Genomic DNA, 20,967 nt, shown 5'->3' on the forward strand with positions numbered 1-20,967 from the left:
ACGCTATGGCACGGCAGCGTCGATCGCGATCCGCACGCCTTCGCTGCCGACTGCCAGCGGACCGCTGCGCCCGACCAGGTCGCCCGACTGCGGCATGGCATTGCCGCTTGCTGAAACGCGCGCCTCCACCACCACCTGCGTGTGCGCCGACAGCTTGCGGTCGGGCCGCATCGCCATTGCGTCGTCCAGCGTGAACGTCAGCGGCAGGTCGCGCGCCTGCCGGCGCACCACCGCCAGCGGCATGCGCGAGCCGTCGGCGGGCAGGGCGTAGACGAACAGGGTGTCGCCCGGCTGCGGCGTGCGCCCGGCCCTTTCGCTAAGGGTGACCATGCCGGTGATCTTCGCCGGCGGCGCGGCGGAATCGCCGCGCGCCGCGACAAGGCTTGCGGCCACGCGCGCCGCGGTCTGCGAATCCGGGGGCAGCAGCCGGTGCAGGTGTTCCCAGTAGCCGATCGCCGCCTGTTTGTCGCCGCGCTCCACCGCCGCGCTGGCCGCCAGCGCCAGGGCCTTGGGGTCATCCGGGTCCAGCGCCAGCGCCCGGCCGATCTCCGCCATTGGCAGGCCTTGCAGTGAGCCATGGTTGAGACTGGCCAGCACATCGGCGTAATCGGCGCGCAGCGATGCCACCTCTGGCGCCAGCTCGACGGCGCGGGCGTAGGCCGCCGCAGCGTCGGCATGCCGCTCCAGCACGCTGTAGGAGCGCGCCAGCATGGCCCAGCCTTCGGGATCGGCCGGCGCTTCGCGCAGCCGCTGCGCCAGCTGGTTGACCATGCCTTCGACCTGCCCGCCGCTGAGCTGGTGCTGGCTGCCGCCAACGTCCGGCATGTCGCCGGCGCGCCAGAGCGCGACGGGGTTGCCCAGGTGCAGGTAGAGCAGGATGGCGGCGCTCGGCAACGCCGCCAGCAATGCCGCGGCGAGCAGGGGGGAAGTGCTGGCGCGGTGCGTGCCGGTGGCGGTGTCCGCGGCTTCATCCAGCAGCCGGCGGCCGAGTTCGTCGCGGGCTTCGGCATGCCGGGTCGCGCTCAGCGTGCCGGTGCGCAGGTCGGCGTCGAGCTCGCGCAACTGGTCGCGGTACAGGTCGACCAGCAGCGTGCGCTCCGGTGTGCCAGGGTCAGGAGTGGCGAGGCGGCGCAGCAGCGGCCACAACAGCCCGGCCATGGCGGCGGCGATCAGCGCGGCGGCGAGCAGCCAGAAGGTCGTCATGGTTGTCGGGGGCTGGCAGGATCGGCGGCGTCGTTGAGCAGGCTTTCAAGGTGGCGCCGGGCGCTGTCGTCGAGTGCAGCGCCCGTGCCGCGGTGACTTGCGCGAGCCCGCACGACTGCCCATGCGACGCCGGCAACCAGCAGCAGCGGGCCAAACCACAACAGCCACGTCAGCGGCCGCAGCGGCGGCTTGTACAGCACGAAGTCGCCATAGCGCTGTACCAGGTAGTCCTTGACCGACTGCTCGCTGGCGCCGCCGCGCAGCTGTTCGCGGATCTGGCGGCGCAGGTCGACGGCCAGGTCGGCGTTGGAGTCGGCCAGCGTCTGGTTCTGGCACACCAGGCAGCGCAGTTCATTGGACAGCGCATGCACGCGCGCATCGAGCTCGGCCTCGGTCGGCGCGGCAGCCGCCAGCACTGGCAGCCAGCATAGCCACAGGGCAAGCGCAGCGCGAAGCCTATGCATGGCCACCTCCCTGGCGTTGCAGGCGCTCGATCAGCGGGATCAGCTTCTGCTCCAGCACCTCGCGCGTGACGGGGCCGACCTGGCGGTAGCGCACCACGCCGTGCTGGTCGATGACAAAGGTCTCGGGCACCCCATAGACGCCGTAGTCGATCCCCACGCGCCCGTCGGCGTCGACCAGCGATGCGGTGTAGGGGTCGCCGAGCCGCTGCAGCCAGTCGCGCGCGGCGCCGGCCTCGTCCTTGTAATTCAGGCCGTACAGCGGCACCGGCGCGCGCGCGGCGAAGTCGACCAGTACCGGATGCTCGGTGCGGCAGGCCGCGCACCACGAGGCCCACACATTCAGCAGCCACACCTTGCCGCGCATGTCGGCGGACGCCAGCGTGCGGCCTTCCGGTTCCAGCAGCGGCAGCGTGAAGGCGGGCGCGGCCTTGCCTACCAGCGGCGAGGGCAGTTCGCGCGGATCGTGGCGTAGGCCCGCGGCCAGCGCGACAGCGAGCGCGAGGAAGGCGGCGAGCGGCAGCAGGAAACGCGTCATGCCGGCGTCTCCTCGCGCGTGGAGGCCAGTGCGGGCGCGGCAGGGGCACTCGTTGGCGCGGGAGCGGCTTCGGCCGCGGCGCGGCGGCGCAGCCGGTAGCGCTTGTCGCATGCGGCCAGCAGGCCGCCCAGCGCCATCAGCACGCAGCCCGCCCAGATCCAGTCGACGAAGGGCTTGACGTGGATGCGCACGGCCCAGGCGCTGCCGTCGGCGCCGTTGGACACGTTCTCGCCCAGCGCCACGTACAGGTCGCGCGTCAGGCCGCTGTCGATCGCGGCCTCGGTGGTCGGCATGTCCTGGCTGCGGTAGATGCGGCGCTCGGGATGGAGCACCGCCACGCGCTTGCCGTCGCGCGAGGCGGTCAGCGTGCCGCGCAGCGCGTCGTAATTGGGACCGGCGGCCTGCCTCACGCCGGCGAAGCGGAAGTCGTAGCCGCCGACACTGACGGTATCGCCCGCGCGCATCGGCAGTTCGCGCAGGCTTTCCTGTCCGGTGACCAGCGTCACGCCCGCGATGAAGATGCCGACGCCGGCGTGCGCCAGCAGCATGCCCCAGTAGCTGGGCGCGAGCTGGCGCAGCGCGCTGAACCTGCGCCCCTGCTGATGGCGCAGCCTGCCCGCCAGGCTCGCCACCGCGCTCAGCACGCACCATGCCGCCAGCAGCAGCCCCAGCCCGGTCATGGCGGAGGTGTTGCGCAGCACCAGCAGCAGTCCCAGGCCGATGGCCACGCTGGCGATGCCGGCCCAGCGCAGCCGCCGCGCCATGTCGGGCAGGCTGCCATGGCGCCAGCGCGCCAGCGGCGCCGCGCCCATCAGCAGCACCGCGGGAGCCATCAGCGGCACGAACACCTGCTCGAAGTAGGCAGGCCCGACCGAGATCTTGCCCAGTCCCAGCACATCGACCAGCAGCGGGTAGAGCGTGCCGAGCAGCACCGTTGCCGCCGCCACCGCCAGCAGCACGTTGTTGGCCAGCAGCAGCGACTCGCGCGAGACCGCGGCAAACTCGACCCGCCGCGACACGCCCGACAAGCGCGGCGCGCGCCATGCGTACAGCGCCAGCGCAATGCCGGTGACCAGGCCCAGCAGGGCCAGGATGAAGATGCCGCGCCTGGGATCGACCGCGAACGCATGCACCGAGGTCAGCACGCCGGAGCGGACCAGGAAGGTGCCGAGCAGGCTCAGCGAGAACGTGAAGATCGCCAGCAGCACGGTCCACGCGCGGAACGCCCCGCGCTTCTCCGTGACCGCCAGCGAATGCATCAGCGCGGTCCCCGCCAGCCACGGCATGAACGAGGCGTTCTCGACCGGATCCCAGAACCACCAGCCGCCCCAGCCCAGTTCGTAATACGCCCAGGCGCTGCCCAGCATGATGCCCAGCGTCAGGAAGGCCCACGCCACCGTGGTCCACGGCCGCGACCAGCGCGCCCAGGCGGCGTCGACGCGCCCGGCCAGCAGTGCCGCCACGGCGAAGGCGAAGGTCACCGAGAAGCCGACATAGCCCATGTAGAGCAGCGGGGGGTGGAAGACCATGCCGGGGTCCTGCAGCAACGGATTGAGGTCGCGCCCCGCCATCGCCGGCGGCAGCAGCCGCACGAAGGGGTTGGAGGCAAACAGCAGGAACAGCACGAAACCAGCGCTGATCGCTCCCATCACGCCCAGCACGCGCGCCACCGTGGCCAGCGGCAGCTGGCGGCTGTAGCGCGCCACCGCCAGCGACCACAGCGCCAGCATCAGCGTCCACAGCAGCATCGAACCTTCATGCCCGCCCCATACCGCCGCAATGCGGTAGGCAAGCGGCAGCGCGCTGTTGGAATTGGCGGCGACATAGCGCACGCTGAAGTCGTTGGCGACGAAGCCCCATGCCAGCGCCGCGAACGACAATGCCACCAGCGCGCATTGCACGCGCGCAGCCGGCCGCGCCACCGCCATCCACGCCAGCCTGCCGCGCGCCACGCCCGCCAGCGGCACTGCCGCCTGCACCAGCGCTACCAGCAGCGCGACGATCAGCGCGAAGTGCCCCAGTTCGGCGATCATTGGCGCGCTCCCTGCGCGGGGGCCCCGGCCATGCGGCGGTTCACCTGTTCAGCCTGCTTGAGCGCGTCGGCGGCTTCGGGCGGCATGTAGTTCTCGTCGTGCTTGGCCAGCACCTCGCTGGCAATGAATGTGCCGTCGGGTTCCAGCTTGCCGCGCGCGACCACGCCCTTGCCCTCGCGGAACAGGTCGGGCAGCAGGCCGCGGTAGAGCACCGGCACCTGCCGCGCGGTGTCGGTGACGACGAAGCGCACGGTCATGCCGTCGCCCTCGCGCCGGATCGAGCCGGGCTCGACCAGTCCGCCAAGCCGGAAGCTGCGCGCCACCGGCGCTTCCTGCGCCGCCACCTGGCTCGGGCTGAAGAAGAACACCAGGTTGGAGCGGAAGGCATTAAGTACCAGCGCCAGCGCGATGCCGCCGCAGGCCAGGGCCGCGGCGAGCATGCCGAAGCGGCGCTGGCGCGGCGTCATCGGCGCGTGCCGGCCTGTTTCGCACCGGCGCGGCAGCGGCGCGCCAGCAGCGCCAGTTCCAGCGCCAGCAGCAGCGCGCTCATGCCGAACGCGCCGGCGATGAAGATGCCATGGCCTCCATAGGGGAGCAGCGACGACAGGGTCATGATGTCTCTCCGGTGGGCGGCACCTCGCCGCGTTCGCGCAGGATGCAGCGCACGCGCACCAGCGCTACGGCGATGGTGTACATCCAGCATGCCAGCGTCATCAGCAGCATGCCGGCCAGCATCGTGGCCGCCATCGACGGCGCCGCCGTCAGGCTGACCGAAGCGCCCTGGTGCAGCGTGTTCCACCACTGCACCGAGAAGTAGATCACCGGGATATTGGCCACGCCCACCAGCGCCAGCACCGCGCAGGCACGCTCGGCGCGGCGCGGCTCGTCGATGGCGGATTCCAGCGCGATAAAGCCGAGGTACAGGAACAGCAGGATCAGCTCGGAGGTCAGCCGCGCATCCCAGACCCACCAAGTGCCCCACGTCGGCTGGCCCCACAGCGCACCGGTCCAGAGCGCCAGCGCCGTGAACAGCGCGCCGGTGGGCGCCAGCGCCGAGGCCATCATCGACGACAGCCGCGTGCGCAGCACCAGCGCCAGCGCGCAGTAGCAGGCCATGACCAGGTAGATGAACATCGACATCCATGCCGCCGGCACGTGGATGAAGATGATGCGGTAGACCTCGCCCTGCTGCGCATCGGTGGGCGCCACGGCAAAGCCGACATACAGGCCGGCGAGGGCAAGCACCGCCGCCGCGGCGAAGAACCACGGTGCCATGCGCCCGGCCAGCGGATAGAACCGCACCGGCGCCGCGTATGCCATCCAGGCAAAGCGCGCCCGCGGCGCTCCGGCGGTATGCAGCGAGGGCAGCGGCTGGCTCATGCCGGCGTCTCCATGGCGATGCGTAGCCCCGCGGCGGCGGCCAGCGGGCACAGGAACAGCGACAACGCCAGGCACGCGCCCAGCAACGAGAACTGCGGCACCACGTCGAGCCCGGCGTCGGCCGCCGCCGCGGCGCTGGCGCCGAACACCAGCACCGGCACGCACAGCGGCAGCACCAGGATGCACAGCAGCACCGCGCCGCCGCGCACGCCCAGCGTCAGCGCCGCGCCCACGGCGCCGATCAGGGAGAGCGTCGGCGTGCCGACCAGCAGCGAGGCCGACAGCAGCAGCGAGGCACCCCACGGCAGCCCGTACTGCTGCGCCAGCAACGGTGTCAGCAGCAACAGCGGCAGCCCGCTGGTCAGCCAGTGCGCCGCGATCTTGGCCAGCACCAGCAGCGCCAGCGGATGCGGTGACAGCAGCAACTGGTCGAGGCTGCCATCCGCGTGCTCCTGCGCGAACAGCCGCGACAGCGACAGCATCGACGCCAGCAGCGCCGTGACCCACAGGATCCCGGGCGCCAGCGCGCGCAACTGCTGCGGCTCGGGACCGATCGCCAGCGGGAACAGGCTCACGGCGATGACAAAGAACACCACGCTGCCGAGCAGGCTGCCACGCCGGCGCCAGGACAGCGACACGTCGTGCGCGACGATGGCGGCCAGGGTGCGGGTCATGCCGCCGCCTCCAGCCGCAGCACCGCGCCGCCGTTGCGCAGCAACTGGTGGGTGGCGATCACCGCCATGCCGCCCGCTGCCAGGTGCGCGTCGAGCTGTGCGTCGAAGCGCGCGCAGGCGTCGGCATCCAGCGCCGCCACCGGTTCGTCGAGCAGCCACAGCGCGCGCCGCGCCAGCGACAGGCGTGCCAGCGCCACGCGCCGCCGCTGCCCTTGCGACAGCGCGCGCACCGGCGTGTGCGCGAGACGCTCCAGTGCCTGCGCGGCCAGTGCATTCGCGACCGCGCCGGCCGCGTCGCTGCCGGCCATGCGCGCGGCAAAGCGCAGGTTTTCAGTCGGGCTCAAATCCGGGTCGATGCCATTGGCATGGCCGACATAGGCCAGCGCCTGCAGGTAGGCAGGATCGCCGGCGCGCAGTGGCCGGCCGTGCCAGTGCAGCGTGCCTTCGTCCGGCACGGCGAGGCCGCACAGCACGCGCAGCAGGCTGGTCTTGCCGCTACCGTTGGCCCCCAGTACCTGCAGCAGGCAGCCCGGCGACAGCGCCAGGTCGATGCCGCGCAGCACCGGGCGGGCGGCGCGCGACAGGCCGAGCCCTTCAACGCTCAGCGCGGGCGCATGATCTGGCCGGGCGGCGGGTAGCAGCACGCGTCATTTCTCCTCGGCCTTGGATACGTCCGGAAGATGATGGGCGATGCCCTTGTGGCAGTCGATGCAGGTCTTCTCCTTGTTGGCCAGGTAGGTCGAATGCATGGCCTGCGCGCGCGGGCTCTGCCGGGTGAAGTCCATCGACTGGTAATCGTGGCAGTTGCGGCATTCCAGCGAATCGTTGGCCTTGAAGCGGGCCCACTCGTGCTGCGCCAGCGTCAGCCGGTGCGCCTGGAATTTCTCGCGCGTGTCGACGGTGCCGAAGATCTTGGCCCAGACTTCCTTGGACGCCTGCATCTTGCGCGCCATCTTGTCGGTCCAGTTGTGCGGCACGTGGCAGTCCGAGCATTTGGCGCGCACGCCGCTGCGGTTGGTGAAGTGGATGGTGCCCTGCAGCTCCTGGTAGACGTTGTCGCGCATCTCGTGGCAGCCGGTGCAGAATTGCTCGGTGTTGGTCAGTTCCAGCGCGGTGTTGAACGCGCCCCAGAACACCACGCCGGCGATAAAGCCGCCCAGTGTCAGGAAGCCCAGGCTGAAGTAGGCGCTGGGCCGGTTGATGGTCCGCCAGTAGCGCTTGAGCAGGTCGAGCATGGCGCGCATCCGCAATGAGGTTGAGGTCGGGGCCGGGCGCTGCTATCTGGTCGCGCCCTTATTTGGCCGCTCCCTTGGTGTCGGCCGCTCCTTTGGCGCCGGGCTTGCGCTTGAGCATCTGCTCGACATCGATGAAGGTATTGCCCACCAGCGGCTTGGCGTCCGCCTGCGGCACGTGGCACTGCGTGCAGAAATAGCGGCGCGGCGACACCTCGGCCAGCACGTTGTTGTCGCGGTCCATGTAGTGCGTGATGCTGACCGGGATCGCCTGGGTCTCTTCGGTGCGGGTGCGCGCGTGGCAGAACATGCAGCGGTTGAAGTCCTTGTCGACCTGGTAGCCGTCGATCTTGTGCGGGATCGTCGGCGGCTGCATGGTGTAGTTGCGGTTGCGGCGGATGTCCTTGTTCTCGGTCGGGTATATGATCGGGGCCTTGGTCTCGTTGCCGATGGGCGTGCTGCCGCGCATGGCATCGACCAGGCCTTGCTGCTGCTGCTGCTGCTGCTGAGCACGCGCCGGCAGCGGCAATGCCGCCAGCACCGGCAGCAGCAGCGTGAGCACGGCCAGCAGTGGCGCCCAGGATCGACTCGGTTTCATGGCGTCTCCTGTTGTATCGGCCGCGCTAGACCTTGACGATCTTGACCGCGCACTTCTTGAAGTCGGTCTGCAGCGAGATCGGGCAGGTGGCGTCGAGCGTGACCTTGTTGATCAGCTGGCTGGCGTCGAACCACGGCACGAACACCAGCCCGCGCGGCGGCGCATCGCGCCCGCGGGTCTCAAGGCGCGAGCGCATGCTCCCGCGCCGCGACAACACTTCCACTTCCACGCCGCGGCGCAGTCCCATGGCCCTGGCATCTTCCGGATGCATGAACACCACGGCGTTGGGGAAGGCGCGGTACAGCTCGGGCACGCGGCGCGTCATCGAGCCGGAATGCCAGTGCTCCAGCACGCGGCCCGTGACCAGCCAGTACGGGTACTCCTTGTCGGGCGATTCGGCCGGCGGCTCGTAGGGCAGGGCGAAGATCACCGCCTTGCCGTCGGGGTTGCCGTAGAACTGGTAGCCGGTGCCGGCCTTCACGTAGGGATCGCTGCCTTCGCGGTAGCGCCAGCGGGTTTCCTTGCCGTTGACCACCGGCCAGCGCAGGCCGCGCGCCTCATGGTAGGCGTCGAACGGCGCCAGGTCGTGGCCATGGCCGCGGCCGAAGGTGGCGTATTCCTCGAACAGCCCCTTCTGCACGTAGAAGCCGAAGGCCTTGGCCTCGGCGTTGTGGTACTCGGTGCTGACTTCCTTGAGCGGGAACTTGTCGACCTGCCCGTTGCGGTAGAGCACGTCGAACAGGGTCTTGCCGCGGTATTCCGGCTTCTTCGCGATCAGGTCGGCGGGCCAGACGTCCTCGACCTTGAAGCGCTTGGAAAACTCCATCAGCTGCCACAGGTCGGAGCGCGCCTCGCCCGGCGCATCGACCAGCTGGTGCCAGAACTGCGTGCGGCGCTCGGCATTGCCGTAGGCGCCTTCCTTCTCGACCCACATCGCGCTCGGCAGGATCAGGTCGGCCGCCAGCGCGGTGACGGTGGGGTAGGCGTCAGACACCACGATGAAGTTGGCGGGATTGCGGTAGCCCGGCAAGCCCTCTTCCATCAGGTTGGCCGCCGCCTGCATGTTGTTGTTGACCTGCACCCAGTACGCATTGAGCTTGCCGTCCTTGAGCATGCGGTTCTGCAGCACGGCGTGGTAGCCCGGCTTGTCGGGAATGGTGCCCGCCGGCAGCTTCCAGATGCGCTCGGCTTCTTCGCGGTGCTTGGGATTGGTCACCACCATGTCCGCCGGCAGCCGGTGCGAGAAGGTGCCGACCTCGCGCGCGGTGCCGCAGGCGGACGGCTGCCCGGTCAGCGAAAACGGGCTGTTGCCCGGCGTGGCGATCTTGCCGGTCAGCAGGTGCAGGTTGTAGATCATGTTGTTGGCCCAGCTGCCGCGCGTATGCTGGTTGAAGCCCATGGTCCACAGCGACATCACCTTGATGTTGGGATCGGCATAGAGCTCGGCCAGCTGGTCGAGCTTGTCCTTGGGCACGCCCGACAGCTTGCTGACGGTATCGGCATCGTACTTGGCCACAAAGCGCGCGAAGTCGTCGAACGTGATCGGGCGCGAGGCGCCGGGATCGGCCGCGTTCTTGGCCGCCTTCTGCAGCGGATGCTCGGGACGCAGCCCATAGCCGATGTTGGTCACGCCTTCCTTGAACACCGTGTGCTTGTTGACGAAGTCCTTGTTGACCTTGTTGTTCTTGATGATGTAGTGGGCGATGTAGTTCATCATCGCCAGGTCGGTCTGCGGCTTGAAGATGACCGGGATGTCGGCCAGGTCGAACGAGCGGTGGGTGAAGGTCGACAGCACCGCCACGCGGGTCTTGGGATGGCTCAGGCGCCGGTCGGTGATGCGGGTCCACAGGATGGGATGCATCTCGGCCATGTTCGAGCCCCACAGCACGAAGGCATCGGCGGCCTCGAAATCGTCATAGCAGCCCATCGGCTCGTCCATGCCGAAGGTGCGCATGAAGCCCTGTACCGCGGACGCCATGCAGTGGCGTGCATTGGGATCGATATTGTTGGAGCGGAAGCCGGCCTTGTACAGCTTGGACGCGGCATAGCCTTCCCACACGGTCCACTGGCCCGAGCCGAACATGCCCACCGCGGTCGGGCCTTTCTCTTTCAGCACGCGCTTGAACTGGCGCTCCATCTCGTCGAAGGCGCGCTCCCACGTGACCGGCGCGAATTCGCCGTTCTTGTCGTACTGGCCGTTCTTCATGCGCAGCAGCGGCCTGGTCAACCGGTCCTGGCCGTACATGATCTTCGACAGGAAGTAGCCCTTGACGCAGTTCAGCCCCTTGTTGACCTCGGCCTGCGGGTCGCCGTTGGTGGCAACCACCTTGTTGTCCTTGACCGCCACCGTGACGCCGCAGCCGGTGCCGCAGAAGCGGCACGGCGCCTTGGACCATTTCAGCTTTGTCACCTCGCTGTCCGTGACAAAGTTGGCGGCTCCGGCGGGCAGCGTGACGCCGGCTACCGATGCCGTTGCGGCGACGGCGGTCTGCTTGATGAAATCGCGGCGGGAGAGGGTCATATGCCAGCCTCCTCGTTCATTGCGGGATTCACGGCCTCGTGCATGGCCTCGGCATCTTCGTTGTGCTGGTAGACCAGCGCGGCCGACAGCACGCCGTCGAGCTGGTGCAGAAAGGTCAGATGCGCGGCGATGGCGCGCGAGGTGGGCGCTTCGATGGTGACTACCAGCTTGCCACTGTCGCTGGCGGCATGGATCTCGGCGCCGGCGATGGCGTCGATCGCCGCGCGCACCTGCGGCAGCCTGGCGGGAAGTGCATGGACCACGATGCCGGCTATATGCCACTCTGCGCCCGTCGGCAGTGGCTGGATGGGGATGGCACGTCTTGCAGCGGGCATGCGCAAGCTCCGGTTCGATGCCGTTTCAGTCTGTGCTGCAGCTTGTTTTTATCAATTCAATGCCCCGGTGGCGCCGCTTGGCAACACCGGCCTGCGTGGGCCGCCTAGTGGGACGGCGGTCCGCTGATCAACTGGGTCATCCAGACAATGAACCCATAGCCCGCGACGATGATGACGGACAGCACCGGCACCATGACCGCGGTCAGGAAAAGGAAGCTGCGCAGTTCTTCTTGCTTGCGTTGGGGATCGTGGGTTTCACCGGTATCCATCGTCGTTGACGTCCTCGGCAAAAGGGATCAGGCGCGGCCCGATGCGTTACACCATTAAAGGAAGCGCAGGGCAAGGTGTCAAGACTGCACTTGCCCGCGCCAGCGCGAGATGCGGCATAGGCCGCGGCGCCGGCTGTGCGGTGACCCGATTGCGGTAGCGCGGGCCGGGCGCAATGCCGGCCGGATATGTCATCTAGTGATAGGTCACCACAACCAGGTAGGCGGGCGCCGCCCCGCGCCGGGCGGCGCGGGCGGGTTCCACGTTCAGCCTGGCGATGCCGATGCGCGCGGGTCCTGCCTGTCGCGGCGGAGTCACGGCGAATGGTGCCGAGAGCATCTGCCCGGACGGCTGCTGGCAACTGGCCTGCACCATGCCGGCGGAGGGGCGCAGTGCACAGGAGGGATTCGTGATCGCCCCCAGGAACGTAATGGTGCCGGTCTGCGCTGCGGCGCTGCCAATCCCGGCGCTCCCCAGCAGCGCGACCCCGGCCAGCCGGCCGACCAGGGCGGCGGCCTTCCTGCTCCGTTCAAGCGACATAGCTGAACCTCACGATTGTTGGTGCGGCGCCGACGCGGGCCGCCATTGACATCGCTAGCGTGCAGGCCCACTAATGCGCTTGTGGGCTGCATTCAGCATAGTCCCTGGTTCAGAGCAGTTTTGGAGTTTCAGACAGTTTGGTGGAGATTGAAGAGAGCGCAGCCGCGACCATGGCGGGGCGCCCATGATCCGCGATCCTGGCCAATGCTAAGCCGCCCCGCGCAGGATCAGCCGCGAGCGCGCGAAGCCGGCATGCGTCTGCAACGCCTGCATCAACTGCCCGGACGGCGCGCGGTCCAGGTCGGTCACCACATAGCCGGTGTGGCCACGCGTCTGCAGGTGCTGGCCGGTAATGTTCACGCCTTCCTGCGCCAGCAGCGTGTTCAGCGCGGCCAGCGCGCCGGGCGCGTTGCCGTGCACGTTGAGCAGGCGTGCCGGTGCATGCAGCGGACCGGGGTCGACCTCGGGGAAGTTGACCGCGCCGATGGTGCCGCCGGTGGCGAGGAAGTGCGCGAGCTTGGCCGCGACCTCGGTGCCGATGTTCTCCTGCGCTTCCTCGGTGCTGCCGCCGACGTGCGGGGTCAGCAGTACGTTGGGCAGGTTCTGCAGTTCGCTGGTGAAGGGGTCCTGGTTGGTCTTGGGCTCTTCGGGGAACACGTCGATGGCCGCGCCGCCCAGCCGCTTCTCGCGCAGCGCCGCGGCCAGCGCGGCGATGTCGACCACGCTGCCGCGCGAGGCATTGATCAGGATCGCGCCGGGCTTGAATGCGGCGAGGATGTTGGCATCGATCATGTTGCGCGTGCGCGGCGTGGCCGGCACGTGCAGAGTCACCACCTCTGCCTGCGACACCGCTTCTTCCAGCGACCCCGCGGCGCGGGCCGAACCGTGCGAGAGCCGCGCGAGCACATCGTAGTAGACCACGCGCATGCCCATCGATTCGGCCAGCACGCCTACCTGCGAGCCGATATTGCCGTAGCCGACGATGGCGATGGTCTTGCCGCGCGTCTCGAACGCGCCGGCTGCGCCCTTGGCCCATTTGCCGGCATGCGCGAGCGTGTTCTTCTCGGGGATCCGGCGCAGCAGCATCACCGCTTCGGCAACGACCAGCTCGGCCACCGAACGGGTGTTGGAAAAGGGCGCGTTGAAGACCGGGATGCCGGCGGCGGTGGCCGCGTCGAGGTCGACCTGCGAGGTGCCGATGCAGAAGCAGCCGATCGAAAGCAGCCCGGGCGCGCTGCGGATATCGTCCGCGCGCAGGTGGGTGGCGGAGCGGATGCCGATCACCTCATGGTCGGCCAGCACCTGGCGCAGTTCGGCACCGGCCAGCGCGCCGGTGCGGCGCTCGACCTGCAGGCCGGCTTCGGCCAGCCGGGCGTTGGCGCTCTGGTGGATGTTCTCGAGCAGGATGGCTGTGGTCACGTTGGTTTTCCGCATGGAGGGTTGGCGGGCATTGCCGCATCGTCTCCATTCTGCGCGCAAAACGGTGGCGGGGCCGGGGAGCCCCTGCTGCCGGCATTGGCACCGGACGCGGCTTCAGCGTCAGCCGTCAGCGCGCGCGGCGCGCGTCGCCGCCAAGCGGATCGACGATGATCATGGTCTGGCGCAGCACGCCGGCGTTGTCGAAATAGCAGCTGAAGTGCGCCGTCTGCAGGCCGTCCTTGTACATGCGCCAGGACCAGGCTTCGCGCTGCATCAGCGGGTAATACTGCACCGGCTCGCGCGGCAGGCCGAAGTGCTGCTGCACGTCCTGCTTGGTCCAGACCCCGACCTGGGCGCGATAGATTTCGGCCTCGGTCAGCATCTGGCGGTAGCGGGTCAGCTTGCCCGCGGCGTCGAAATCGGCGGCATAGACCTCATGGCCGAAAGGCTGCCGCGACCACAGCCAGCGGCTGGTGCCGTCGGCCAGGCGGTGGGTCTCGGTGGGAGGCCCGAAAGTCTGTCGCACCGCACTTTCGGGGCTGCCGATCATCTGCTGGCCAGTCTGCTCGGGCTGCAGCGTGGCACAGGCGCCGAGCAGGGCGGCGGCTATGCAAAAGAAGACGAGGTGACGGCGGGGCAGGGACCGGGTTGGCATGGCGCGCTCCTGCGAAAAGGATGTCCGCAGCCGCCATTGTCCGGCTGCCGGCCCGCCTGGCGCAAGCGGCCGGCGAGGCGGGCGCCGGCCCGTGCCGGTTTAGCAGCGGCCCTTCTTGGCCTGGCCCGGCGGGCAGAACGACTCGTTGCCGTACGCGTCGATGCGGCAGTTGCCCTTTTTGGCCTGGCCCGGCGGGCAGCCCTGCGGGCCTGCGCCGTAGGTGTCATAGGGGGCGACCACGCAGCCGCCGAGCAGCGCGCTGCACGCAACCAGAAGGGCCAGGACGGATTTCATTGCATTCTCCTTGTTGTGGGGGATTCCATTTGCGACAGGAGAATAGATTGTGCCGGCGCCGTTGTCTGTAAGGAATCGTGAAGATCGCGGCGCTACATCCGGAACACCACACCCAGCCAGAAACTGCGCGGCGCCCCCGGCGCCACAAACAGCGCGCTGGCGGCGTCGCCCGGCGCCACGTGCGGCCGCACCAGGCTGCCGCCGGGAAAGACGTCGTTGGCGATCTGGCCATAGGTCTCGTAGCGCCGGTCCAGCAGGTTGGCCACGCGCGCGTAGATCTCGAAGCGCTTGCTGACCTGATACGCCGCGCGCAGGTTGATGGTGGCGTAGCCGGGCGTGCTCCAGTCGGCCGCCTGCGGGGCTGCGCCCGCCTGCGGGTCGCTGCGCAGGCCGTCCTCGTTGCCGCTGGAAGCCGAGCCCGATACCGCCACCAGGTCGGCGCCCAGCACCAGGCCGGCCAGCGCCTGCCAGTCCGCACCCAGCTTGAGCGTATGGCGCGGCAGCCCGGCCATGCGCATGCCCGGGCGGATGTCGATGGTGCGTTCGCCGGCGGCCAGCGCGCCGGCGGACTGGTAGGTGGCCTGCAGGTAGCTGTAGGCCAGCCGCAGCGTGACCGGGCCGAGGCGGTGGCGCGCGCTCAGGTCGAGCCCCTGATTGCGGGTGCGGTCGAAGTTGGCGAAGTAGCCGAGCTGCGTGTTCGGCGCGCGCACGAACAGGATGTCGTCGTGGTTGTCGATGCGGTAGAGCGACGCCGTGAGCTCGGTGTGCGGGCGCGGGTGCCAGCGCACGCCGGCCTCGAACGAATGCGACACCACCTGCTTCAGGTAGGGATCGGCCTGCAGGCCGGCCGGCAGCCGGCACGGCCGTTCCGGATCGGCGCAGCCGAGTTCGAGCACGGTCGGCACGCGGTTGTTCTGCGCATAGCCGCCGAACACCGTGACGCCGCCGCCCAGCTTCTGCGCCAGCCCCAGCGCCGGGTTCAGGCGGCGATAGGTGAAGCTTTCGCGCGGCTGCTCGCTGCCGTCGCTGTTGCGCAGCGTATTGCTGACGGTGACATGGTTCCAGCGCGCCGACGCGGTCAGGAAGGTGGTGGGCGTCAGCGACCAGGTATCGGACAGGTACAGGCCCAGCGTGCGCGCGTTGCCGCTGACGCCGGAGAACAGGGCGTTGGCCGCGGCAGGGTCGGCGACCACGCCGCGGTCGTCGGTGAAGCTGCCGGGCTGGGCGTATTGCGAATAGGTGAGGCGGCTGCGGTCGAGCGTCAGGCCGGCATTGGTCACGTGGTGCTCGCTCTCCCGCGCCAGGCTCAGCGCCATGCCGACGGTCTGCTGCCGCATATGGCTGGTGTTGAGCACCGCCGGGTGCAGCGCCGCGCCTTCGGCGCGGGTCATGCCGCAGTCGTCGCCGAGCGGGCTGCCGTCGGCGTCGAAGCCGTCCTCGCAGTCTTCGGCGTAGGCCTCGTAGTCCGGGTTCACGTCGCCGTTGGCGGTGTCGCGGCGGCTGTTGCGCACATAGGCCAGCGCCGCGGCGCTGGTCTTGTCGTCGAACCAGTGGCGGCCGTTGAGCGCGGCCTGCGTGACCTGGTTGCGGGTCTGGTCGGGATAGGTGTAGACCGCGCGCCGGTTGGACTGGTACAGCTCGGGCAGCGTGCCGCCGTCAGCCGCGCGATAGCTGGGCACCAGGCCGTTGCCGGTCAGCGTGCTGCGCCCGTGCAGCACGGACACGTCCCAGCTGCTGCTGGCGCCGGCGTAGCCCGCCTTGGCAAAGACATTGCCGAGCCGGCCCTCGGAATGGTCGCGCCAGCCATGCTCGTGGAACAGCGTGCCGGCGGCGAACGCATGCCAGCCGCCGTCGCTGCGTATGCCGCCGGACAGGTCGGCGCGCTTGCGGGCATGGCTGCCGTAGGACAGGTCGGCGGTGAAGCCGGGCGAGTCCAGCCCGGATCGCGTGGTCATGGCGAGCGCGCCGCCGAGCGTGTTGAGACCGTAGGCGGGGTTGGCGCTGGACACCAGCGACGCGCTCGCCAGCGCCGCCTCCGGGATCATGTCCCAGCTGACCACGTCGCCAAAGGGCTCGTTGACGCGGATGCCGTCAAGGTAAACCGACAGTCCCTGCGGCACGCCTGGGATCGATGACGCGCGGAAACCGCGGTAGGTGATGTCGGTCTGGAACGGGCTGCCCTGGATGTCATTGACGTTGACGCCGGCGAGGTGGCGGTTCATGTAGTCGGCCAGGTTGCCGGCGCGCGCGCCGCCGAGCTCGCTGCCGCGCACGGTCTGCACGGTGTAGGGCACCAGGTCGCTGGCCACGCCGATGCCGGGCAGCGGCGCGGCGGCCACCACCAGCACTTCGGGCAGCAGCGTACTGTCCTGGTTTGGCGCAACAGTGTCCTGTTGCGCCACAGCGGCACGCTGGCACAGCAGCGTGATCAGCGCGGACAGCACCGCGGCGCGGCGGCACGGGCGGGCTGCGACGGCGCGCGGAAGTCGGGATGGCCGCTGGCCTGGCGGTGCAGGGCGCGGGATGGCTGGCATGGTCGGTCTCCTCGGGATAGCGGCGCATGCCTGCATCGGGCCGCGCCTGTGGGCAGGGCTTCAGCAGTTTTCGTACCGGGCGGCAGCATGGGCCTGCGCCCTGTCACAAAACAGGACAAGGGGGCGTTGCCATCAGCGGGACAGTGTTCCATCACGGCACAGTGCCGCGCGGCGCATCGCAGCACGCGTCGCTGCGAGCCGGCGGCCGGCAGCGGTGCAGCGCCGGCCAGGCAAGGTCCGCGGGGATGCGGCATGCCGTGTTGCATCGCACATGGTATCGGCCTTGCTCTGTCACACCGCATCCCAACCCGGTCCGGTGCTTCGCCATGTTCCGTTGCCTTGCCTGCCTGCTGTCGATGTGCCTCGGCCTGTTGCCGGCGGGCTTCGCGCGGGCCGAGGGCGCACACGCCTATCCGTCGCGTCCGGTCACGCTGGTGGTGCCGTGGCCAGCCGGCGGCGCCACCGATATCTCGATGCGCATCCTGGCCGAACTGGCCGGGCGTGAGCTGGGGCAGCCGATCGTGGTGGAGAACCGGCCCGGCGCCGGCGGCACGCTGGTGGGCGGCCTGCTTGCCGCCGCGCGGCCGGACGGCTACACCATCGGCCAGCTGCCGCTGACGGTGTACCGCTTCCCGCATCAGCAGAAGACCGCGTGGCAGCCGCTGCGCGACATCCAGCCGGTGCTGATGATCTCGGGCTATACCTTCGGCGTCGTGGTGCCCGCCGACAGCCCGTGGCGCTCGCTGCGCGAGCTGATTGCCTGGGGCCGCGCGCATCCGGGCCGGCTGACCGTGGGCTCGACCGGCATCGGCACCACCGCGCACCTGGCGATGGAGGACGTGCTGGGCCGCAGCGGCGTGCGCTACCTGCACGTGCCGTACCACGGCACCGCCGACCAGATGCTGGCGGTGGCCAACGGCTCGCTGATGGCGGGGGTCAATTCCACCGGCTTCGCGCCGTTCGTCGAAGCCGGCAAGCTGCGCCTGCTGGCGGTGTTCAGCGCGCAGCGCTCGGCGCGCTGGCCCGAGGTGCCGACCGTGGCCGAGCTGGGCTTCGCCGATGCGGTCCACAACTCGCCCTATGGCATCGGCGTGCCGCGCGGCACCGATGCGGCCATCGTCAGGCGCCTGCACGACGCGTTCCGCGCCGCCATGCAGCACCCGCGCCATCTCGCCGAGCTGGCCCGCTACGACCAGGAGCTGACCTACCTGGGCACCGCGCAATACGAAGCCTTCCTGCGCCAGGCCTGGGACACCGAACGCAGCTTTGCCCAGCGTGCGGGCACGGCCCGGGCGAAGGAGCAGTTATGAACGCACTGCCAATCCAGGAAGCGCCGGCGCTTGCTTGCGACGCGGTGCGCAAGGCGTTCGGCGGGCGCGTCGCGCTCGACGGGGTCTCGCTGTGCGTGCGGCGCGGCGAGTTCGTGGCGCTGCTGGGGCCCAACGGCGCGGGCAAGACCACGCTGTTCCAGATCCTCGGCGGCCTGTTCGTCGCCGATGCCGGGCAGGTCATGGTGATGGGCTGCGACATGCGGCGCGACCCGGTGCGCGCGCTGGCGCAGCTGGGCATCGTATTCCAGCAGCCCGCCATCGACCTGGACCTGCCGGTGCTGGCCAACCTGCGCTTCCATGCCGACCTGCATGGCCTGCCGCGGCGCGAGGCGGCGCAGCGGATCGCGCGCCTGCTGCAGGCCTTCGGCCTGGCGCCGCGCGCGCAAGCGCCGGTGCGCGAGCTGTCGGGCGGCAGCCGGCGCAAGGTCGAACTGGCGCGCGCCTTGCTGCATGAGCCGGCCATGCTGCTGCTCGACGAGCCGACGGTGGGACTCGACCCGGCCTCGCGCGTGCAGCTGCTGGCCGAGACCCGGCGGCTGGCGCGGCACGCAGGCGCCGGCGTGCTGTGGGCGACCCACCTGGTGCAGGAGGTGGAGCAGGCCGACCGCGTGATCGTGCTGGACCGTGGCGCGGTGCGCTTCGACGGCACCCCGGCCGCGCTGCTGGGCGTCACCGCGGCCGCGACGCTGGAAGCCGCTTTCCTCGCCATGACGCCGTCGATCAGCCGCGCGGCGCAAACGGAGCTGACCGCATGAAGCCGATGCCATCCCCCGCCTGGCTTGCCGGCGCCTGGCTGCTGGCCACGGCGCTGCTGGTTGCCGCCGGCCTGGCCGAGGGCGCGCAGGGCGCCCAGGGCGGCCCCGCGCGCGCCGCCACCGGCCAGGTCTTTGTCTCCAGCGAAAAGGACGACGCGCTGACCGCCTACGCTGCCGCCAGCGGCCAGCAGCTGGCGTCGTGGCGCCAGTGCCGGCGGCCGCGCCACCTGCAGCTGTCGCCGGATCGCGCGCGGCTGTACGTGGCCTGCAGCGACGACCACCGCGTCGACGTGGTCGACGTGGCCACCCGCAAGACCGTGGCAACCCTGCCGGTGGGCGACGACCCGGAGCTGTTCGATCTCAGCCAGGACGGCCGCACGCTCTACGTGTCGAATGAAGAGGACGCGCTGCTGTCGGCCTACGACACCGGCTCCGGCAAGCGCGTGTTCGCGGTCGCGGTGGGGGAGGAACCGGAGGGCGTCAGGGTCAGCGCGGACGGACGGCAGGTGTACGTGGCTTCCGAGGTGGCTAACCTGGTCCACGTGGTCGACGTCGCCACGCGCAAGGTGGTGCGCAATATCCGCGTCGGCAACCGGCCGCGCCGGCTGCTGCTGGTGCGCGGCGGCAAGGAGCTGTGGGTCTCCAACGAGCTGTCGGCCAGCGTCAGCGTGATCCGCACCGATACGCTGGAGGTGGTGCAGACCATTGCCTTCGCGCCGCGCGGCATGCGCGCCGAAGACGTGACCCCGGTCGGGATGGCGGCGCGCAGCGACGGCAGCCACGCCTATATCGGGCTGGGCCGCGCCAACCATGTCGCGGTGGTGGAGGTGGCGTCGCGCCGCGTGCAGGACTACGTGCTGGTGGGACGGCGCGCATGGGGGCTGGCGCTGAGCCGCGACAACGCCCGGCTCTACGTTGCCAACGGGCTGTCCGACGATGTCAGCGTGGTCGACACCGCCAGCCGCAAGGCGGTGGCCACGCTCAAGGCGGGCCGCGTGCCGCATTCGGTGGCGATCGATGACTGAGCGGGCCCTGGCCGTGCTGGCCTTTACGCTTGCGGCGGCGCTGGCGTCGCCGCTGCATGGCGCGGAGGTGCGCGTGGCGGTGGTGTCGCTGGCCGACGATGCCCGCCACGCGCCGCGGCGGCTGGCGCAGCGCTATCCCGACCAGCCGCAGGGCAGCGCGCTCGACGCCGCCCAGGTGGCCGCGGCGGAAGCGCGCTTTGCGCTGGAGGCCGCGGGCCAGTCGCTCCGGCTCGAGGCGCAGCAGGCCCGCACCGAAGCCGAGGTGGCCACGCTGGTCGCGGCGCTGGCGCGACAGGGCACGCGCTACATCGTGCTCGACCTGCCGGCGGCCGCGGTCCGGGCCGCGGTGGGCGCGGTCAGGCCGGGCGAGGCGCTGCTGTTCAATGTCTCGGCCGACGACGATGCGCTGCGCGGCGCCGGCTGCGCGCCGGTGCTGCTGCATACGCTGCCGAGCCTGCGCATGCGCGCCGACGCGCTGATGCAATACCTGGCCGCGCGCAAGTGGCGCCGCGCGCTGCTGCTGAGCGGGCCGTCCCCGGCCGACGCCGCGCAGCGCGACGCGCTGACGGGCGCGGCGCGGCGCTTCGGCATTGCCTGGAGCGCGCAGCGCGCATTCCGGCTGTCCAACGATCCGCGCGAGCGCGACCAGGCCAATGTCAGGCTGCTGACCGGTGGCGCGGACTACGACGTGGTGGTGGTGGCCGACGCCGACGGCGAATTCGCGCGCGGCCTGCCCTATGCCACGCAGCTGCCGCGCCCGGTGGTTGGCGCCAGCGGGCTGGGTGCGCAGGCCTGGCACTGGACCTGGGAGCGCAACGGCGGGCCGCAGCTCAACCGGCGCTTCGCCCGCGCCGCGGGCCGGCCGATGACCGGCTACGACTGGGCCGCGTGGGTCGCGGTCAAGGCCATTGCCGAAAGCGTGGTGCGGCAGCCCGGGGGCTTTGCCGCGCAGGCGCAGGCGCTGGCCGCGGGGCAGGTGGTGGTGGACGGCTTCAAGGGCCCGCCGCTGTCGTTCCGGCGCTGGGACCGCCAGCTGCGCCAGCCGCTGATGCTGGCGCACCCGGACGGCTTGGTCGGCACGGCGCCGGTCGAAGGCGTGCTGCATCCGAAGAACAACCTCGACACCCTGGGCGCCGACGAAGCCGACACCGCGTGCCGCGCCCCGACCTGAC

At 70.2% G+C, this 20,967-nt stretch carries 23 protein-coding genes; 4 read left to right on the forward strand and 19 right to left on the reverse strand.

From position 1 onward, the window contains the following. Nucleotides 1-3 precede the first annotated feature (3 nt). From ccmI to U9J39_RS27265, 19 genes are all read right to left on the reverse strand, one after another. Nucleotides 4-1,203 (reverse strand): c-type cytochrome biogenesis protein CcmI, encoded by a 1,200-nt coding sequence (ccmI, locus tag U9J39_RS27175; RefSeq protein WP_326348573.1) that lies wholly within the window; start codon nt 1,201-1,203, stop codon nt 4-6. Next, a complete protein-coding gene (locus U9J39_RS27180) occupies nt 1,200-1,667 on the reverse strand; it encodes a cytochrome c-type biogenesis protein (RefSeq protein WP_326348574.1) in 468 nt (155 codons plus the stop codon). Before U9J39_RS27180 ends, ccmI begins: the two co-directional genes overlap by 4 nt. Next, a complete protein-coding gene (locus U9J39_RS27185; RefSeq protein ID WP_116313644.1) occupies nt 1,660-2,202 on the reverse strand; it encodes a DsbE family thiol:disulfide interchange protein in 543 nt (180 codons plus the stop codon). The genes U9J39_RS27180 and U9J39_RS27185 overlap by 8 nt, the downstream gene beginning before the upstream one ends. Next, entirely contained in the window at nt 2,199-4,235 is a 2,037-nt protein-coding gene (locus tag U9J39_RS27190) for a heme lyase CcmF/NrfE family subunit (protein WP_326348575.1), read from the reverse strand. The genes U9J39_RS27185 and U9J39_RS27190 overlap by 4 nt, the downstream gene beginning before the upstream one ends. Then, nucleotides 4,232-4,702 carry a cytochrome c maturation protein CcmE gene (gene ccmE / locus U9J39_RS27195; RefSeq protein WP_326348576.1) on the reverse strand — a complete coding sequence of 157 codons (471 nt, stop codon included), beginning with the start codon at nt 4,700-4,702 and terminating at the stop codon, nt 4,232-4,234. The genes U9J39_RS27190 and ccmE overlap by 4 nt, the downstream gene beginning before the upstream one ends. Then, entirely contained in the window at nt 4,699-4,848 is a 150-nt protein-coding gene (ccmD, locus tag U9J39_RS27200) for a heme exporter protein CcmD (protein WP_115712754.1), read from the reverse strand. The genes ccmE and ccmD overlap by 4 nt, the downstream gene beginning before the upstream one ends. Then, a complete protein-coding gene (locus U9J39_RS27205) occupies nt 4,845-5,615 on the reverse strand; it encodes a heme ABC transporter permease (RefSeq protein ID WP_111521127.1) in 771 nt (256 codons plus the stop codon). Before U9J39_RS27205 ends, ccmD begins: the two co-directional genes overlap by 4 nt. Beyond that, complete coding sequence (gene ccmB / locus U9J39_RS27210; protein WP_116313647.1) at nt 5,612-6,289, reverse strand: heme exporter protein CcmB; 678 nt, start codon at nt 6,287-6,289, stop codon at nt 5,612-5,614. The genes U9J39_RS27205 and ccmB overlap by 4 nt, the downstream gene beginning before the upstream one ends. Next, a complete protein-coding gene (gene ccmA, locus U9J39_RS27215; protein WP_442784928.1) occupies nt 6,286-6,933 on the reverse strand; it encodes a cytochrome c biogenesis heme-transporting ATPase CcmA in 648 nt (215 codons plus the stop codon). The genes ccmB and ccmA overlap by 4 nt, the downstream gene beginning before the upstream one ends. A gap of 3 nt (nt 6,934-6,936) precedes the next feature. Further along, complete coding sequence (locus U9J39_RS27220) at nt 6,937-7,524, reverse strand: cytochrome c3 family protein (protein ID WP_111521201.1); 588 nt, start codon at nt 7,522-7,524, stop codon at nt 6,937-6,939. A gap of 58 nt (nt 7,525-7,582) precedes the next feature. Further along, on the reverse strand, nt 7,583-8,119 hold the full coding sequence (locus U9J39_RS27225; protein ID WP_326348578.1) for a nitrate reductase cytochrome c-type subunit: 537 nt from the start codon (nt 8,117-8,119) through the stop codon (nt 7,583-7,585). Between the two features lie 25 nt (nt 8,120-8,144). Further along, on the reverse strand, nt 8,145-10,640 hold the full coding sequence (napA, locus tag U9J39_RS27230) for a periplasmic nitrate reductase subunit alpha (protein WP_326348579.1): 2,496 nt from the start codon (nt 10,638-10,640) through the stop codon (nt 8,145-8,147). Then, nucleotides 10,637-10,975, reverse strand: a complete 339-nt coding sequence (locus U9J39_RS27235; RefSeq protein WP_115712759.1) for a chaperone NapD — start codon at nt 10,973-10,975, stop codon at nt 10,637-10,639. The genes napA and U9J39_RS27235 overlap by 4 nt, the downstream gene beginning before the upstream one ends. 104 nt (nt 10,976-11,079) lie before the next feature. Next, a complete protein-coding gene (gene napE, locus U9J39_RS27240) occupies nt 11,080-11,244 on the reverse strand; it encodes a periplasmic nitrate reductase, NapE protein (protein ID WP_115682903.1) in 165 nt (54 codons plus the stop codon). A 193-nt stretch (nt 11,245-11,437) separates the two neighbouring features. Then, the gene (locus U9J39_RS27245) at nt 11,438-11,782 is read right to left on the reverse strand and encodes a hypothetical protein (RefSeq protein WP_115712760.1); all 345 of its coding nucleotides are present in this window, start codon (nt 11,780-11,782) and stop codon (nt 11,438-11,440) included. A 207-nt stretch (nt 11,783-11,989) separates the two neighbouring features. Beyond that, on the reverse strand, nt 11,990-13,216 hold the full coding sequence (gene serA / locus U9J39_RS27250; protein ID WP_326348581.1) for a phosphoglycerate dehydrogenase: 1,227 nt from the start codon (nt 13,214-13,216) through the stop codon (nt 11,990-11,992). A gap of 112 nt (nt 13,217-13,328) precedes the next feature. Further along, a complete protein-coding gene (locus U9J39_RS27255) occupies nt 13,329-13,856 on the reverse strand; it encodes a hypothetical protein (protein ID WP_326348582.1) in 528 nt (175 codons plus the stop codon). Between the two features lie 99 nt (nt 13,857-13,955). After that, nucleotides 13,956-14,150: a hypothetical protein gene (locus U9J39_RS27260; protein WP_326348583.1), complete on the reverse strand. Its 195-nt coding sequence runs from the start codon at nt 14,148-14,150 to the stop codon at nt 13,956-13,958. 92 nt (nt 14,151-14,242) lie between these two features. Beyond that, the gene (locus U9J39_RS27265; protein WP_326348584.1) at nt 14,243-16,684 is read right to left on the reverse strand and encodes a TonB-dependent receptor; all 2,442 of its coding nucleotides are present in this window, start codon (nt 16,682-16,684) and stop codon (nt 14,243-14,245) included. 326 nt (nt 16,685-17,010) lie between these two features. On the opposite strand from U9J39_RS27265, the gene U9J39_RS27270 reads away from it, so the two are divergent. From U9J39_RS27270 to U9J39_RS27285, 4 genes are read left to right on the forward strand one after another with little or no spacing between them, the layout of a single operon-like run. Continuing rightward, nucleotides 17,011-17,994 (forward strand): tripartite tricarboxylate transporter substrate binding protein, encoded by a 984-nt coding sequence (locus U9J39_RS27270; protein ID WP_115712767.1) that lies wholly within the window; start codon nt 17,011-17,013, stop codon nt 17,992-17,994. Then, the gene (locus U9J39_RS27275; protein ID WP_198036064.1) at nt 17,991-18,770 is read left to right on the forward strand and encodes an ABC transporter ATP-binding protein; all 780 of its coding nucleotides are present in this window, start codon (nt 17,991-17,993) and stop codon (nt 18,768-18,770) included. The genes U9J39_RS27270 and U9J39_RS27275 overlap by 4 nt, the downstream gene beginning before the upstream one ends. After that, nucleotides 18,767-19,795 (forward strand): PQQ-dependent catabolism-associated beta-propeller protein, encoded by a 1,029-nt coding sequence (locus tag U9J39_RS27280; protein WP_116313651.1) that lies wholly within the window; start codon nt 18,767-18,769, stop codon nt 19,793-19,795. The genes U9J39_RS27275 and U9J39_RS27280 overlap by 4 nt, the downstream gene beginning before the upstream one ends. Further along, complete coding sequence (locus tag U9J39_RS27285; RefSeq protein ID WP_326348585.1) at nt 19,788-20,966, forward strand: branched-chain amino acid ABC transporter substrate-binding protein; 1,179 nt, start codon at nt 19,788-19,790, stop codon at nt 20,964-20,966. Before U9J39_RS27280 ends, U9J39_RS27285 begins: the two co-directional genes overlap by 8 nt. Nucleotide 20,967 lies beyond the last annotated feature (1 nt).

It is taken from the genome of Cupriavidus sp. SS-3 (assembly GCF_035818815.1).
In the GTDB taxonomy this organism is placed as follows: Bacteria; Pseudomonadota; Gammaproteobacteria; order Burkholderiales; family Burkholderiaceae; genus Cupriavidus; species Cupriavidus taiwanensis_C.